This window comes from Bacillus sp. P14.5, from assembly GCF_003316765.1.
In the GTDB taxonomy this organism is placed as follows: Bacteria; Bacillota; Bacilli; order Bacillales; family Bacillaceae_B; genus Rossellomorea.
Genome location: NZ_NIJF01000070.1, coordinates 79,997 through 93,753 on the forward strand (window position 1 = coordinate 79,997; position 13,757 = coordinate 93,753).

A 13,757-nucleotide genomic window follows, 5' to 3' on the forward strand; every position below is an offset into this window, starting at 1 on the left:
GCAAAACAAAAACTTTTGGAATGAATTACTCTGTTATTCATACAATCTAATAGGAATTACTAAATTCTGGAGGGATTGCTTTGCACAGTTTGTATAAAAGTTATAAACCTTACATTTCCCCTTTTGATCCCTGTCCGCCTATTAAAGTGAAAACCTATTCTACTCCGCCCAACCTTTATCTCGGCTATCAGCCTCCAGACCTGCCGCAGTTCACACCAAAAGAAGCATTGAAGGCCGGGACGCTATGGAAGGTATTCTATGACCCTTATTACAGTCCATATGAAAAATATAAGGAGTGAGTACAATGAAACAAATGCCTCCTGAATATTATCAATTGCTCGAGGAACTGCAGACTGCCGACTTTGTCATAGTCGAGCTCACACTATATCTGGATACACATCCTGATGATTCTAATGCCATCCAGCAATACAATCAATTCGTCAAACAGCGGAAACAAATAAAAAAAGCTTTTGAGGAAAAGTTTGGGATGCTGACTAATTTCGGGTACAGTTATTCCCATTATCCATATGAATGGCCGGAAGCTCCGTGGCCTTGGCAGGTTTGAGTTCCCATTACAAGGAGGGGTCAATAATATATGTGGGTTTATGAGAAAAAATTGCAATATCCTGTACGTGTTAGTACTTGCAATCCCAGGCTTGCCAAATATCTAATCGAGCAGTACGGTGGTGCTGATGGGGAACTGGCCGCGGCATTGAGATACTTGAATCAGCGGTATTCCATTCCGGATAAAGTAATCGGACTGCTAACTGATATCGGCACAGAGGAATTTGCCCACCTGGAAATGATTGCGACGATGATTTATAAACTGACAAAGGATGCAACTCCTGAGATGCTAAAAGAAGCTGGACTGGAACCTCACTATGTAAACCATGACAATGCTCTGTTCTATAATAATGCCGCAGGGGTGCCTTGGACTGCGTCGTACATCCAGGCAAAAGGCGATCCAATTGCGGACTTATATGAAGATATTGCTGCAGAAGAAAAGGCCAGGGCAACCTATCAATGGATTATCAACATGAGTGATGACCCTGATTTAAATGACGGCCTTCGCTTCTTGAGGGAGAGAGAAATCGTGCATTCCCAAAGATTCAGGGAAGCTGTTGAAATTCTTAAAGAAGATCGCGACCGAAAGAAGATATTTTAGGTGGAACCTGCAAATATTGCAGGTTTCTTCTCTTTCCTATATGCTACTTGCTCACATGATATAAATTGATATCCCATTCTTTTTTCATTAGTTCATATACTTCATTTCTCTTCTTCCATGAATCTTCCTTCCAAAGGTCTTTGCTCCGATCAATGATCTCGCTTCTGAGCGCATGGTACTCCTTTTCAGCTTTTTCCCTTTTAGTATAAAGGACTTTCACTGCACCAAACATTCCAACAAGTAAAAGAAATACATATAGGTGGCCTTCCTTAGAGAACATGGCAGAGAATGCTGATTCGAAGGAGTATGAATATGGCTCGATAATATAGTTATAGAAATAATATAGGAAACAGAAAGTAAGGAAGACGCTGCTCCATAGCATGAGAAGGTGGATGTTCTTATACTTGTCCCATTTTTGTTTTTATCAATAACATTATGCAGCATCTGTTTTGTCGCCAAATCGGTCCAGTCATTAAGCTTTACTATGTGCGGATTCATAGGCTTCACCTCAAAGTCCAATTATCTTTCTCTTTCAAATATATGAACTTGTCCTGAAAAATAGAAGCTGCTTAAATCTATTTAAATGCCCTTTTTGTTAAGCAATGCTGAAAAAGCTTGGTTTCCGCTGGATAGGAGAGGCTTGATAACCAACAAATGCAGGTACTTTTTAAGCCACAATCCTAAGACTGCTTACAAGAAGAAACCATGTGAATGTCCCAAAGAAAAAAGCGATGAAAATATCACCACTCCTCCTAAGCATGCTTTCTGATATCTTTTGGGGCTTCTATAATCTCTTCATATTCATTCAGCAGCCCGTCAAAAATTCTTTCCCATGATTGATTTTCTGCGAACTCCCTAGCGTTCCTTCCCATTCTTTCCCTTGCCTCTTCGTTAGTGATCAAAAACTCCACCGCCTCTACAAAGCCGGTACTGGAACGAGCAGGGCAGATCAATCCGTTGAAATGATTTTTTATGATGCCTGTGACTCCTCCTTGATCCGCCACCACAGCAGGAATGCCCGAAGCCGCTGCCTCAAGAACCACATTTCCGAACGTTTCGGTAGGTGACGGGAAGACAAATAAATCAGAGGAAGCATATAGTTCAGAAAGTTCCTTGCTGTTCAAATAACCAGTCATCGTCACACTTTCTCCCTGCAGCTTTTTCTGTACCTCCTGATAACAAGGGCCGTTCCCTGCAATCATCCAATGAACCTCATCTCTTATGGATGGCGAGAGGCCTTTAATGGTAGATATCAGAGTATCCAGATCTTTTTCAGGAGCGAGCCTTCCAGCGAAAAGAATCAGGTACTTTTTCTGGATTTTATATTTTTCCCTTGTTTGAAGCATTCTCTTACTGGGAGTGAACATGGAACAATCCACTCCTCTGGTCCAGATGGAAAGATTGCTCAGACCTTGCTCTTCAAGATGCAGCATCGTTTCTATTGAAGGAACGAATATTTTCTCACACTCAGCGTGGAACCATTTCATATATTTCCATAAAAATGGTGAGATCCAGGACATTTTGTAATAATCCAGATATCGATCAAAATGAGTATGATAGGATGCCGCCATCGGTATTCCCAATTTCTTGGCAGCATGCAGGCCGTACAGACCCATCGTTAAAGGAGTGGCAAGATGTATAAGGTCAGGGGAAAACTCTCTTAGTCTTTTTTCAATTTTCCTGGGATTGGCAATGGCCGTTCTGCACTCAGGATAGAAAAAGAACGGGAAGCTTGTATGTTGATGTATGTTAGGATAGGTCCGGCTGTCATTTCCCAGCTCTGGAACAAAGAGTTCAAACTCAACCCCTCTTGCTTCCATATGATCTGTCAGTCTTTTTAACGTTCTGGCAACACCATTTACCTGCGGATCATAAGTATCAGAAAAGATGGCAATCCTCATGTAATCCCCTCCATGAAAGAAGTAAGTTGGTAATCCGGCCAAACATTATTACCGAAGGCTGTTTCACATATATGGTTGGTTTCGGAAAAATCCCAGAGGTTTTTCTCTCTAATCAGAGAAAGCAGCTGCTTACCAGGATTTAATTAGTGAATTATGATGTCATCTAGCAAAAGTCATATTAGATAGCAGCAAAGTTTGCGATAAGAGTCTTACCGAATCAAAAATTTATGAGAAGTACGACGGCCGTCACTGTGCCAAGAAAGAACCCTGCCAAAATGTCACTGGGATAATGAACTCCCAGAACGACTCGGGAAAGAGCCGTCAAAAGGGAAACTGGTAAGAGGATTATCATGAATGCCGGATAAGTTACCATAAAAGGAACAGTGATGGAAAAAATGGCTGTTGTATGTCCTGATGGAAATGAATGATCTTTAAATTGATGTCCATATAGGTTCGCCTTGGGCAATGCAGCATAAGGGCGTATCCTTTTCACCATCCGCTTGACTCCCACTGCCATCAAATGACTCAACGTAAGGGCGAGCATGGATATGACTGCTGTCTGCCTAAGTAATGATTCTTGGTCTGCCAGCAGGTACACAAGCACCATGGAGCTGATTGTAAATCGCGCTCCTCCCAAGTGCGTTATCATATGGAAGAAAGATAATAAAAATCCTTGATGCCCGTTAAAATGGTAAAACAGGCTTTCATCATATTGAAAAATCCGTGATCTGACCCTTTCCATACGCATCCCCTTTCCGAACTGTTGTCACTATTATTGTATGGGATGTTTGTTAGTGTATTTGTAACAGAATGTAAATTTTTCATTAAGGTGGCTGAACTTCTAATGACCAGGGGTCAAAAGACTGATCCAGGACTTTAACAAGATCACGTAAAGTGCTATTAAGAAAGCTTGCTTCAAGAAAGCTGGCCCTAAGTAAATGCTTGATAAAACTGCTTCACTTAAATATCTACAGGCATCGTGTCAGACACAGAAAAGCAAACAAAAAACCTTATGAAGAAATACCTTCATAAGGTTGATTATTCTTACCTATTAATCGACTGGGAGAGGAATCTTTAGTACTTGGCCAGCCTCCAGATCATGCTGATCAATATTATTCCATTCTTTGATTTTCTCGATTCCTTCTTGTGATTTATAGTAATTCATCGCTATTCTGAACAGTGTCTCCTGAGGTTCCACAATATGCTCGATGACCTGTACATTTTCTCCGAATTCGTCTTCCTGCACTGATTCTTCTTGGTCATTCAATTGAACAATGTTTTCTTCAGACACCTCTTCAATCCGGACTTCCTCTTCCTCAGCTTTAGGGGAATCATCTGGTTCGGCAGTTGCGGCCGCTGATTCAGAATCAACAATTTCTTTGTTTTCTTCTGTAGTTCCGCTCTTTACTTCATCTTTGACTTCTTTTGATTCATAAGTAACTTCTTCCATCTGCCCTGTTTCAGTTACTACACTTCTATTCTCGTTTCCACTGACATCCAAGGATGAATATAGACCATACATTACTATTGGTAAAAGTACGAAAAAAGCCAGCATTCCTTTTATGAGAGGGTACTTTATTTTCTTTCTTTTCTCCTGATGTACGTCACTCCTTTTTGGGAGTGATCTTTTTTGTTTAACTTCCTGCTCGGGCGCGGGTTCTACTCTTTCAATCTTCTGGCGGAGTTTTTCGGCTTGAGCACGATAAGGATCTCTACTCATAAAACATCCCTTCTTTTTTCTTGATTTTCGGCTTGATACTTAATGGTTAACCCTAATAAAAAGTCGATGACAAAATGCATCACCATAGTGACAGCGAGATTGGCCGTCCACTCGTAGACTAATCCAATCCAGGTGCTGAGGAGGACTATATTAATAACAAGGAACCAATTACCCCAATACCTGATATGGACGACAGCAAATATGACTGTAGCAGTAATGAAGCCAAAGTGATATTGAATGACTCCCCTGAATAACAATTCTTCACATACAGAGATAACGGCCGCCAGAAAGAAAATATGCATAACGCTTCTATTTCTGAAGATCCTTTCATTTATACCGCCGTCATCATAATACTTCTTAGGAAGCACCTTCATAAAAAGAAGATCAAGGAGGACGATGGCCATTCCACTTCCAGCCCCATACACCAAAATTTGACGATTCCAGACAAATTGATTTATAAAAGTTGAAATATCGTCATATAAGAATATACCCAAAATTATAGCTGAAGTTAATAGGACTATTTGCGTGGCATAGAGATGAAAGGTCAACTCCCGGTCTGTGATCTGCATGACGAGGTCTTTTTGTTTGCTTTTCATAAGGAGCCGTTCAGCAGCATTTTGTAAAGCTGTTCTTCCCATGTAAATGATTTTTCCATACGGGAATCCTGGATATTATTTCCTTCATAGTCACTAAAATCCAACCCGCAGGTATCACAGCACTTTTCCTGCTTTCCTCTAAGTTCTTCCCCGAACATATTAAGGATTCCCTGTCTTCTGCACTTTGAACCAACTGCCCATTCCGTCATAGAGCCAATCTTCATACGCTTATTCTCCGTCCGTATGTCTCTAATTTTTTTAACGAACGAAGCAGCGCCATTGTCACCGGGACTTAAATCCCTGTTCTTATTAATATATACCTGCTTATAGAAGCTTAAAAACCTGAAATGGATCTCATTTAATCCAAGTAAGTCCATTAATTCCTGATCTCCCTTGCTCCCAGCCTGTTTAAAATACTCTTCAACTTGATAGTCTGAAGGCATTTCACTATCTATCATTTGATACAGCAGTCCTTCGTCACCCGGGGAGTAGAGAAGCATTGCAATACTCCGCTCACCGTCCCTGCCTGCTCTTCCAATCTCCTGAAGATAGGCTTCAGCACTTGCCGGAAGATGAAAGTGCATGACAAACCGGATATCCGGTTTGTTAATGCCCATCCCAAACGCACTTGTCGCACAAATGATATCAAGCTGGCCATGAAGGAATTGCTGCTGGATAAGAATTCTCTGTTCTTGTTCCATCCCTCCATGATAAAAAGATGTTTTATGAAGCCCTTGCTGTATGAGCCATTCAGCTGTCTCCTCAGCCATCTTTTTACTGGAAAAATAAATGATTCCAGGCTTTTGAAAGGAGGAAACAAACTCCAGAAGACGCTCCATCTTTTCAGGGTAAGAAGAAACATGAGTGATGGCGAGACTAATGTTAGGCCTGTCTGCTGAGTAGACAATTTCCTGACAGTCCTCCATTCTCAGAATTCCTTTAATGTCCTCACGTACTTCCCTGTTCCCGGTTGCCGTCAATGCAAGCGTCGATGGTGAGCCAAGAAGGTTCCTTACTTCACCCAGTCGTTGATAATCCGGCCGAAAATCATGTCCCCATTGAGAAATACAATGAGCTTCATCAACTACAAACAAGGAAACTGATACGTTTCTCAACTTTTCAATCACTTTTTCCATCATTAACATTTCAGGAGATATAAAAATGAACCGGAACTTTCCAAGGTTGTTCAAAATATAAATTCTTTCCCTAAAATCGAGAAACGAATTGAGAGCAACAACCTTCTTTTCTCCCATCACTTTCATGTGCTCCACCTGGTCCTGCATTAGAGAGAGAAGAGGCGAAACTACCAATACAGTTCCGCCAGTGATATATGCAGGCAGCTGATAACATAAAGATTTTCCTGTACCGGTAGGAAGCATAGCAATTGTATCCTTCCCTTTCAGTACCGACTGGATCACTTCCTCCTGCCCCTGCCTGAACTCCTTATACCCAAACCATTTATACAGTTCATTTTGCAAGTTCATAATTTATCACCATACCTGGCCAGCGTCAGCCTGATCTGAAAATAAGAAAGCTGAGGCAAAGCATCCTTAATCGGTTTCAGTTTCCGCTTATTCACTTCCCGTGCTTTATGAAGAATCTGATCTATATCAGACTCAGGGACAAATCTTTCAATGGAGAATTCTTTATCATTTAGGGCAATTTCAACTATATGATCCTCTATAGTGCTCTCCTTCAACCTTCTCAATTCAGAAATTCTCTTTATGTCATCTCCTCTTTTCAGGAGCTTATACGTTTCTTCGCTGGAATGGGTCAGCGTGATTTCTGGCACCAAATCTGATATCAAGGCATAGAGCACAGGATACTTTTCTTTTTGAGCGGTAACTTCAGCTGCTGTATAATGCAGCACATTCCAAAAACGGTACCAGTACTCATCCTCCTCCAAACCCGCTCTCTCTGCAGCCTGTCCTCTGGTAAGTCCAATAAATTCCCCGCCTGTCAGCCGGCTAACCAGGAGTTCCGGATCATCCGGAAAAGATTCCTGCCTGGCTAACGAAACAATATCTGAATATAACGCAGTATTTAATTCTTTTAAAGGCAGCGGAGGTTCATAAAGGAACGTTTTAATCCACCGTTGGACTTCTCTCTCTCTCTGGATAGGATAATACTGCTGGCTGGCCCTTATGTAATGAGATAAGACCTGGATCAAAAGCGATAACCTTTTCCAGAGAACCTCCACAGTAGTTCCATACAGCCATCCGTTTAATGAGGCAGGGTATGGCCTCTCATTGAAAAAAGCACCCAATTGGTGAACTCCCTGTTCAGTAAGAATATATTTTTCTTTTTCCGTTTCAATTATAAGGTTTTTTTCATGAAGGCCAGAGACCATCCTCATAAAGCGATCCCGATTTATAAGGGGATAAGTATAAAACAAAGAAGCCAAAGAATATAAGTGTGCATCCTGGATAGTTTGGGAGGACCTTTTCCCTTTAAGTAAATGGAAAATGGAAAAGATAGTCCTCTCCCCTTTAATTTCCTTAAGGCAATACAGAATGACGGCCTCGATATAGTTCATAAACTAACTCCTTTAAACGCATGTTCTTATTTAAATTATTGTATCACGAAACCGACAATTTGCGACTTTTTCCTACTTAACTTTACACTATATAAGATATAAATTATCACTGATGGGTACCTTAACTATTGAAAGTTTTATGAATCACCATTAGAATAATAATATGAATATTAATACACTTAATGAAACCAGTGTATGATACTTAACAATATCGACCATTTTTCAGGAGGTTTTTTCATTGCCAAAGTATACGATTGTTGATAAAGATACATGCATTGCATGTGGGGCTTGCGGTGCTGCTGCTCCAGATATCTATGATTACGATGATGAAGGTATTGCGTTTGTGGTTCTGGATGATAACGAGGGTACAGTGGAAGTACCTGATGTTCTCGAAGACGATATGATTGATGCTTTCGAAGGCTGCCCGACGGATTCCATCAAGGTTGCAGATGAGCCGTTCGACGGAGACGCCTTGAAATTTGAATAAAGATCGAGTGAACGGCTGGAAACCCCAGCCGTTTTTTTGTGCCTAAATACCGTGGAAAATCGGGGATCCGCAACTTGAGATTTATTAAACAAACCATTTTCGAGATCTCTCTCTTAATGATTAAGACTATCTTCTAACAAACTGTGTTGCGGTTTAGTGCTGTCTTAGAGACGGTTGAGTGCCACCTGGAGTCTGTTTTTTGATGTTAGGTGGCACTCGGGAGACGGTTGAGTGCCACCTGGAGTCTGTTTTTCGTTGCTAGGTGGCACTCGGGAGACGGTTGAGTTGCCACCTGAAGTCTGTTTTTGATGTTAGGTGGCACTCGGGAGACGGTTGAGTGCCACCTGGAGTCTGTTTTTCGTTGTTAGGTGGCACTCGGGAGCAGGTTGAGTGCCACCTGGAGTCTGTTTTTCGTTGCTAGGTGGCACTCGGGAGACGGTTGAGTGCCACCTGGAGTCTGTTTTTTGATGTTAGGTGGCACTCGGGAGCAGTTTGAGTGCCACCTGGAGTCTGTTTTTCGTTGCTAGGTGGCACTCGGGAGCAGGTTGAGTGCCATCTGGAGTCTGTTTTTCGTTGCTAGGTGGCACTCGGGAGACGGTTGAGTGCCACCTGGAGTCTGTTTTTTGATGTTAGGTGGCACTCGTGGCCCGAGTAATATCATCCCGCCTCCTAAGTATTTCGCTTTAAGCCGAAGAAGCTCTGCTCTTTCTTGAATACATGGATATTTCTGATGAAATAAAGATCACCTTAATGAAATATATTACCCAGCAACAAAGTTTACGAAAAGAGCATTGATTAAAGAAGCAGGTAAGCCCGTACCTGCCTTAATAACAACATAAAAAGCGGCTGACAGAGTCAGCCGCTTCCCATTAAGCACGTTTAAAAGCAAATTGTTTATTCAGCCACACTTGCATCCTTGTGAATAACAGGACAAATACTATGGCGATCAAGATGCCTTTCAATATATTAAATGGAAGGATCCCGGTAACGATAATGGTTGTCGGAAGTTCAAAATTCATGAAATATTTATACGCCGGCAAAATGATAAAGTAATTTAAAACACTCATCAAGACGGACATGATAAATGTACCTGCAACAAGCCCGGTAACCATTCCTTTTTTAGATTGAATGCGGTTGTAGATATAATACACTGGCAAGATAAATGAAATGCCCGCCATGAAATTGGCAAAGTGGCCAATAGGGACTCCCGTGTCACTCCCGGTCATGACATAATCAAGGACATTCTTCATCAATTCCACCAGGATCCCTGCAAGCGGCCCCAAAGTGATTGCTGCGATCAATGCAGGTACATCGCTGAAGTCGACCATCAAGAAACTAGGGAATGGCGGAATCGGAAAGTTCAGCAGCATTAATACATAAGATACTGCGCTCAACATTCCAATTAGGATAAATCCTCTGGTGTTCAATTTCTTCATACTTTCTCTCTCCCTTGTGACTCATCTCACGTTAGAAGAAAAGTATTGCCAGAGCAACCTAAAAAAACTCAAGAGATTCTCTTGAGAAGTCAAAGGCATGCCCAAATAGACGTTCAAAACATCCGTTTTTGAACGCGGCTCCACCTTCATCTCCTCCCATCCAGACTGTACTGTCGGCTTTGGAATCACACCAAATCCTGCCAAAAAAACAGGCTCGCGGGCTTAGAATTTACATTCATTACCGCCGGTCGGGAATTTCACCCTGCCCCGAAGACGAATCTATATTTTTTTGTTACAACACCATTATACAAAATAATGGCTGATGTGTGAAGAGATTGATTCGAATTCGAGACATAATGATTGATGTGAAGTGTAATGAGCCTGTTAAAATTACTGACCGCTCTTTGATACTGGAGGAGAGATTGGTCCTTAAATTACTTTTTTTTACTTCCCTTGTGCTTAAGGCAGTCCACTGCACCGTCTTGACGGCGGGCTATGCCCTTTTTCTGCCTCCGTACTTATGCCATTTCCTCTATTCTCTGTTCACGATAAGTTCCTGTGAAGGGATAATAGGATCACTCTTCCGAACCTCATTCCAAACAAGCAGGTCATCAACGGTAATATCATATAATTCGGCAATTCCATACAAGGTTTCTCCTGGTTTCACTCTATGCACCGACTCTTTTGCGGAAGGGATGACCAGCTGCTGGCCAATAATGATTGTGGAATCGTCAAGCCCGTTTTGTGTCATAATGACTGAGGTGTCCACTCCGTGAGCTGAAGCAATCCCCCAAAGCGTCTCTCCCTTTGTAACTGTATGTATTTTGTTCTCAACGGAGTTATGTGTGTCCTTGGATGAAGATGCTGGCTGCAAAGCCTCTAATTGAGGAATCTTCATTGCAACTTCGCGAATTTGATAAGGGTCGTGCTTTTTTGAAAAAACTGTTTGTCCTGTCTCTCCTTCCCCAAATACTAGGTAAGGGTCGATTGCGTGGTCTTTATGTTCAGTCCAGTCACCATTGTGGACTTCAAAGTGAAGATGGGTACCGGTCGACCTGCCTGTATTGCCCATTGTCCCTATCTCTTCACCCTTCGAAACGGCTTGTCCCTCTGAAACTGCCCTTTCATTCAAATGGCCATAGACCGTTTCATAGCCGTTGGGATGTTTGACAAAAACTACATGTCCATAACTTGATGAATAATACGATTTACTAACAACTCCTTCATCAACCGAATAAACAGGAGAACCATGCTCTCCACCTATGTCCATTCCTTTGTGATGTCCTCCTCTTGTTCCATAATGATCAGTAATATAACCATCCACAGGAAAAACCCAAGTAGAAATTCCGGATTGTTCCGCATGGGCAGCTGAGCCGCTCCAGAATAACAAACTGACACACAGTGCAAGCAAACTGACAATCAAAATCCTTCTTATATAATCGACAACCATTAATATCCTCCTTTATATTCGGGTACGCTCTAAAGCTATGCCAGCTTGTACCACAATAGAACCAATCTTTGCTTTTTCTCAGAAACTAGGAAAGCAGCTGATTGCTTTCTCACATACCTTGATAGTTCCAATAAAGATTTGCAGATCTAACAACACACATAGTAAATAGAGTAAACTTTAAAAATAAAGAGAGCACTTTATAAAATCTACCTGGATAGCTTTTACCAAAATTAGAGTAATTATGTATTTCCTTACAATTACCACTATAGAGAAATTCAATAAGCGTAAGCGCCCTGCCCAGACTCGAAAGGCAAGTGTTCCAAAAAGAGAAAAGGTCGTCTTTTTTTTCATTCGCTTCGGAACATTTGCCCCCAAGGCCCTGAAGCTGGACGATGACAACATAATTAAAAGTTATCAGCAAAGGTTGATTTACTGATTTTGGCCGGATAATAAAAAACGACCAGAGAGAGGATACTCTGGTCGTTTGTTCGTTTTCACAGTTTAGTTTGGAAGTAAGGGAAGAACCTAAAAAGGTATAGGACTCTTCAATCAATGTTCAGTACATTACACGTTTCTTTAAGATCCGTCCTCTAAGTTTAATACCTTCTTATTCGGGCTGAGAGGTACGGAAATGGGCTTCGTAAAGTCAAATCCATTCCAAGTTGTATTCTCAATATTTTTAAATAAGACTTCGTCATAGCCAAATTCACGGGCTGTCAGCAAAATCGCATCTGCGAAAAGAGGATCAATCTCTTCATTTAACAGTAAAGGTTCTTCAAATGAGATGGCTGCAAGGTTGTGATCCAAGGTCACCTCAAACTGAATATCCTCAGGGATGAGCGTTTCATAAAGGCTGGTGGATGATGATTTCATGCCCTCTAATGCTTCATTAAAGCTCATATATTCATTCTCACCGGAAATAAGATAAGATTCTCCATTAGGAAGAGAATACTTAAAATATCCATTTTTAGAGTAGCCTGCTTTTGGTATCTCAGATATCTCTCCCATATGTGAAAACGAAGGAACAGTTCCATCTTCATTTTGAAGGTTCATCTTTTCATACCCTGAGCCATTCAAGGAAAATGCAATGGAGTCGTAAAAAACCTCCTCGCCTCCGCTGCCGGGAATCGTCAATTCTTTTTCCGTAACTGTATAGGTCAACTCATTATCTTCCTTGTTAAAATCCAATGTACCGGGCAGAGGATAGTACTCATCGAACCCCCAGCTTTGTTCCGGGATTTCCTCTGAAACTTCTTTGAATCTTTCCAGCCAATCGGCAGAGTCTTGTTTCTCAACAAGCACACTCATTGGAACAACTGAAGCATCCGGGGTAACTAGCCCGAAAGTGAATAAATCGTATTGCAGCAAATCCTCTTCATACACACTTGGTCTTTCTGCGGTTTCCAATTTCCTCATTAATGATTGTTCACTGTTCTCGGTGTTATTAGAATTGTCATCTATCACAGCGTTTTCTTCAGACTCCTGCATGGAGGCCAATTCCTTTTGCGGAGAGCCTGCTTCCCCCGCATCATCTGCAGCCATATCAGCTGTTGAGTTTTCATATTGGGTCTGGTTGAAGGAGTTGAAGAGAGAAGGTGAAATCAGAAAAAGGATTAATATGGCCGCGATTCCGGCTATTGCAGGATACCCCCATGATCTCGGCTTTTTCCTGAGCCCGGATCCTTTCACTGCTTCATATATTTCTTTGCGGCTTCTGCTGTCTTTCATCGAGGGCATTTCTTTTAGGAGATTTTTAATTTCCGCCTCGTCCCAATTGTGTTTCTTCATCGCTGGCACCCTCCTCTCGTTTTTGCTGCTCCATCAGCCTTTTCAAAGTTTTGATGGCACGATGCTGGGTTGTTTTAACTTTACTTTCTGTCCAATCCAAAACTTCTGCTGTTTCTGTAATGGATAAATCCTGGATGTATCTCATGGTAATGACCATTCTTTGATCCGGTGTACACTCTTTAATGCATTTATACAAATCTCTTACCTCTTCTTTTTGCATTGCAATTTCTTCCGGAATTTCCTTATCGTCTTTGATGGGCTGGCTCCAGTCGAATTTCTCGAGTATCTTTCCTTTCCATCCCTTTTGCTTCCGAAAGTGATCGATCGCTACATTTTTTGCTATAGAAAAAAGCCAGGTCTTTTCAGAGCTTTTTCCCTCGAATTTATTATGTGATTTCAAGACGCGGATATATACTTCCTGGACAAGGTCTTCTGCAACCTGCCGGCTTCTGACCGTATAAATTAAAAATTGGAAAACATCCTGATGATACTTTGAATAAAGTTCTTCAAAAACGGAGTCCATTTCTTCCCCTCCCCGTTCAATGGATTAGACGGTTTTTTTATATAAAAGTTACACACCCTCAACTATATTATTAATGTTTTGAAAAAGGAAGGTGATTTTTCAAACTATCAAAAAAATCTTCGTTCATTCTCTGTATCTCTCTTAGCAGGAAACCG

At 41.4% G+C, this 13,757-nt stretch carries 15 protein-coding genes and 1 riboswitch; of the genes, 4 read left to right on the plus strand and 11 right to left on the minus strand.

The features are described 5' to 3' along the window. The first annotated feature begins 80 nt into the window (after positions 1–80). The 3 genes from B9Z54_RS12310 to cotJC are packed head-to-tail and all read left to right on the plus strand — an operon-like array spanning position 81 to position 1,165. Positions 81–299 carry a spore coat associated protein CotJA gene (locus tag B9Z54_RS12310; RefSeq protein ID WP_113928680.1) on the plus strand — a complete coding sequence of 73 codons (219 nt, stop codon included), beginning with the start codon at positions 81–83 and terminating at the stop codon, positions 297–299. A gap of 5 nt (positions 300–304) precedes the next feature. Then, on the plus strand, positions 305–565 hold the full coding sequence (locus B9Z54_RS12315; protein WP_113928681.1) for a spore coat protein CotJB: 261 nt from the start codon (positions 305–307) through the stop codon (positions 563–565). A gap of 30 nt (positions 566–595) precedes the next feature. Further along, positions 596–1,165 (plus strand): spore coat protein CotJC, encoded by a 570-nt coding sequence (gene cotJC / locus B9Z54_RS12320; RefSeq protein WP_113928682.1) that lies wholly within the window; start codon positions 596–598, stop codon positions 1,163–1,165. 43 nt (positions 1,166–1,208) lie between these two features. Here the strand turns inward: cotJC and B9Z54_RS12325 are convergent, their stop codons facing one another. The 7 genes from B9Z54_RS12325 to B9Z54_RS12355 all read right to left on the minus strand — a co-directional run bounded on the left by B9Z54_RS12325 (position 1,209) and on the right by B9Z54_RS12355 (position 7,918). Then, positions 1,209–1,547 (minus strand): DUF2663 family protein, encoded by a 339-nt coding sequence (locus B9Z54_RS12325; protein WP_345840725.1) that lies wholly within the window; start codon positions 1,545–1,547, stop codon positions 1,209–1,211. A 370-nt stretch (positions 1,548–1,917) separates the two neighbouring features. Then, positions 1,918–3,066, minus strand: a complete 1,149-nt coding sequence (locus B9Z54_RS12330; RefSeq protein WP_113928683.1) for a glycosyltransferase family 4 protein — start codon at positions 3,064–3,066, stop codon at positions 1,918–1,920. Positions 3,067–3,283: 217 nt separating this feature from the next. Further along, on the minus strand, positions 3,284–3,808 hold the full coding sequence (locus B9Z54_RS12335) for a phosphatase PAP2 family protein (RefSeq protein WP_113928684.1): 525 nt from the start codon (positions 3,806–3,808) through the stop codon (positions 3,284–3,286). 309 nt (positions 3,809–4,117) lie between these two features. Next, positions 4,118–4,786 (minus strand): LysM peptidoglycan-binding domain-containing protein, encoded by a 669-nt coding sequence (locus tag B9Z54_RS12340; RefSeq protein WP_113928685.1) that lies wholly within the window; start codon positions 4,784–4,786, stop codon positions 4,118–4,120. Beyond that, positions 4,783–5,382, minus strand: a complete 600-nt coding sequence (locus tag B9Z54_RS12345) for a CPBP family intramembrane glutamic endopeptidase (RefSeq protein ID WP_113928686.1) — start codon at positions 5,380–5,382, stop codon at positions 4,783–4,785. Before B9Z54_RS12345 ends, B9Z54_RS12340 begins: the two co-directional genes overlap by 4 nt. Next, a complete protein-coding gene (locus B9Z54_RS12350) occupies positions 5,379–6,866 on the minus strand; it encodes a RecQ family ATP-dependent DNA helicase (RefSeq protein ID WP_113928687.1) in 1,488 nt (495 codons plus the stop codon). Before B9Z54_RS12350 ends, B9Z54_RS12345 begins: the two co-directional genes overlap by 4 nt. Then, positions 6,863–7,918, minus strand: coding sequence for a YpbB family protein (locus tag B9Z54_RS12355; protein WP_113928688.1), 1,056 nt, complete (start codon positions 7,916–7,918; stop codon positions 6,863–6,865). Before B9Z54_RS12355 ends, B9Z54_RS12350 begins: the two co-directional genes overlap by 4 nt. Before the next feature lie 238 nt (positions 7,919–8,156). Here B9Z54_RS12355 and B9Z54_RS12360 point away from each other — a divergent pair, with 238 nt between their 5' ends. Further along, a complete protein-coding gene (locus B9Z54_RS12360) occupies positions 8,157–8,405 on the plus strand; it encodes a ferredoxin (RefSeq protein WP_113928689.1) in 249 nt (82 codons plus the stop codon). Positions 8,406–9,274: 869 nt separating this feature from the next. On the opposite strand, the gene B9Z54_RS12365 is transcribed toward B9Z54_RS12360, so the two are convergent. The 4 genes from B9Z54_RS12365 to sigX all read right to left on the minus strand — a co-directional run bounded on the left by B9Z54_RS12365 (position 9,275) and on the right by sigX (position 13,602). Continuing rightward, positions 9,275–9,841, minus strand: coding sequence for an ECF transporter S component (locus B9Z54_RS12365; protein ID WP_113928690.1), 567 nt, complete (start codon positions 9,839–9,841; stop codon positions 9,275–9,277). Positions 9,842–9,985: 144 nt separating this feature from the next. Further along, positions 9,986–10,120, minus strand: a riboswitch (FMN riboswitch). Positions 10,121–10,373: 253 nt separating this feature from the next. Then, positions 10,374–11,291, minus strand: coding sequence for a M23 family metallopeptidase (locus tag B9Z54_RS12370; protein ID WP_113928691.1), 918 nt, complete (start codon positions 11,289–11,291; stop codon positions 10,374–10,376). Positions 11,292–11,867: 576 nt separating this feature from the next. Then, positions 11,868–13,079, minus strand: coding sequence for a hypothetical protein (locus tag B9Z54_RS12380; RefSeq protein ID WP_113928693.1), 1,212 nt, complete (start codon positions 13,077–13,079; stop codon positions 11,868–11,870). Continuing rightward, positions 13,045–13,602 (minus strand): RNA polymerase sigma factor SigX, encoded by a 558-nt coding sequence (gene sigX, locus B9Z54_RS12385; RefSeq protein ID WP_113928694.1) that lies wholly within the window; start codon positions 13,600–13,602, stop codon positions 13,045–13,047. The genes B9Z54_RS12380 and sigX overlap by 35 nt, the downstream gene beginning before the upstream one ends. Positions 13,603–13,757 lie beyond the last annotated feature (155 nt).

Excerpts from the sequence above, each read along its gene's own strand:
- B9Z54_RS12315 (WP_113928681.1), top strand. The coding sequence starts at position 305 with ATGAAACAAATGCCTCCTGAATATTATCAATTGCTCGAGGAACTGCAG.
- B9Z54_RS12365 (WP_113928690.1), bottom strand. The coding sequence starts at position 9,841 with ATGAAGAAATTGAACACCAGAGGATTTATCCTAATTGGAATGTTGAGC.
- B9Z54_RS12340 (WP_113928685.1), bottom strand. The coding sequence starts at position 4,786 with ATGAGTAGAGATCCTTATCGTGCTCAAGCCGAAAAACTCCGCCAGAAG.
- B9Z54_RS12345 (WP_113928686.1), bottom strand. The coding sequence starts at position 5,382 with ATGAAAAGCAAACAAAAAGACCTCGTCATGCAGATCACAGACCGGGAG.
- sigX (WP_113928694.1), bottom strand. The coding sequence starts at position 13,602 with ATGGACTCCGTTTTTGAAGAACTTTATTCAAAGTATCATCAGGATGTT.
- cotJC (WP_113928682.1), top strand. The coding sequence starts at position 596 with ATGTGGGTTTATGAGAAAAAATTGCAATATCCTGTACGTGTTAGTACT.
- B9Z54_RS12355 (WP_113928688.1), bottom strand. The coding sequence starts at position 7,918 with ATGAACTATATCGAGGCCGTCATTCTGTATTGCCTTAAGGAAATTAAA.
- B9Z54_RS12330 (WP_113928683.1), bottom strand. The coding sequence starts at position 3,066 with ATGAGGATTGCCATCTTTTCTGATACTTATGATCCGCAGGTAAATGGT.
- B9Z54_RS12325 (WP_345840725.1), bottom strand. The coding sequence starts at position 1,547 with ATGCTATGGAGCAGCGTCTTCCTTACTTTCTGTTTCCTATATTATTTC.
- B9Z54_RS12370 (WP_113928691.1), bottom strand. The coding sequence starts at position 11,291 with ATGGTTGTCGATTATATAAGAAGGATTTTGATTGTCAGTTTGCTTGCA.
- B9Z54_RS12380 (WP_113928693.1), bottom strand. The coding sequence starts at position 13,079 with ATGAAGAAACACAATTGGGACGAGGCGGAAATTAAAAATCTCCTAAAA.
- B9Z54_RS12350 (WP_113928687.1), bottom strand. The coding sequence starts at position 6,866 with ATGAACTTGCAAAATGAACTGTATAAATGGTTTGGGTATAAGGAGTTC.
- B9Z54_RS12335 (WP_113928684.1), bottom strand. The coding sequence starts at position 3,808 with ATGGAAAGGGTCAGATCACGGATTTTTCAATATGATGAAAGCCTGTTT.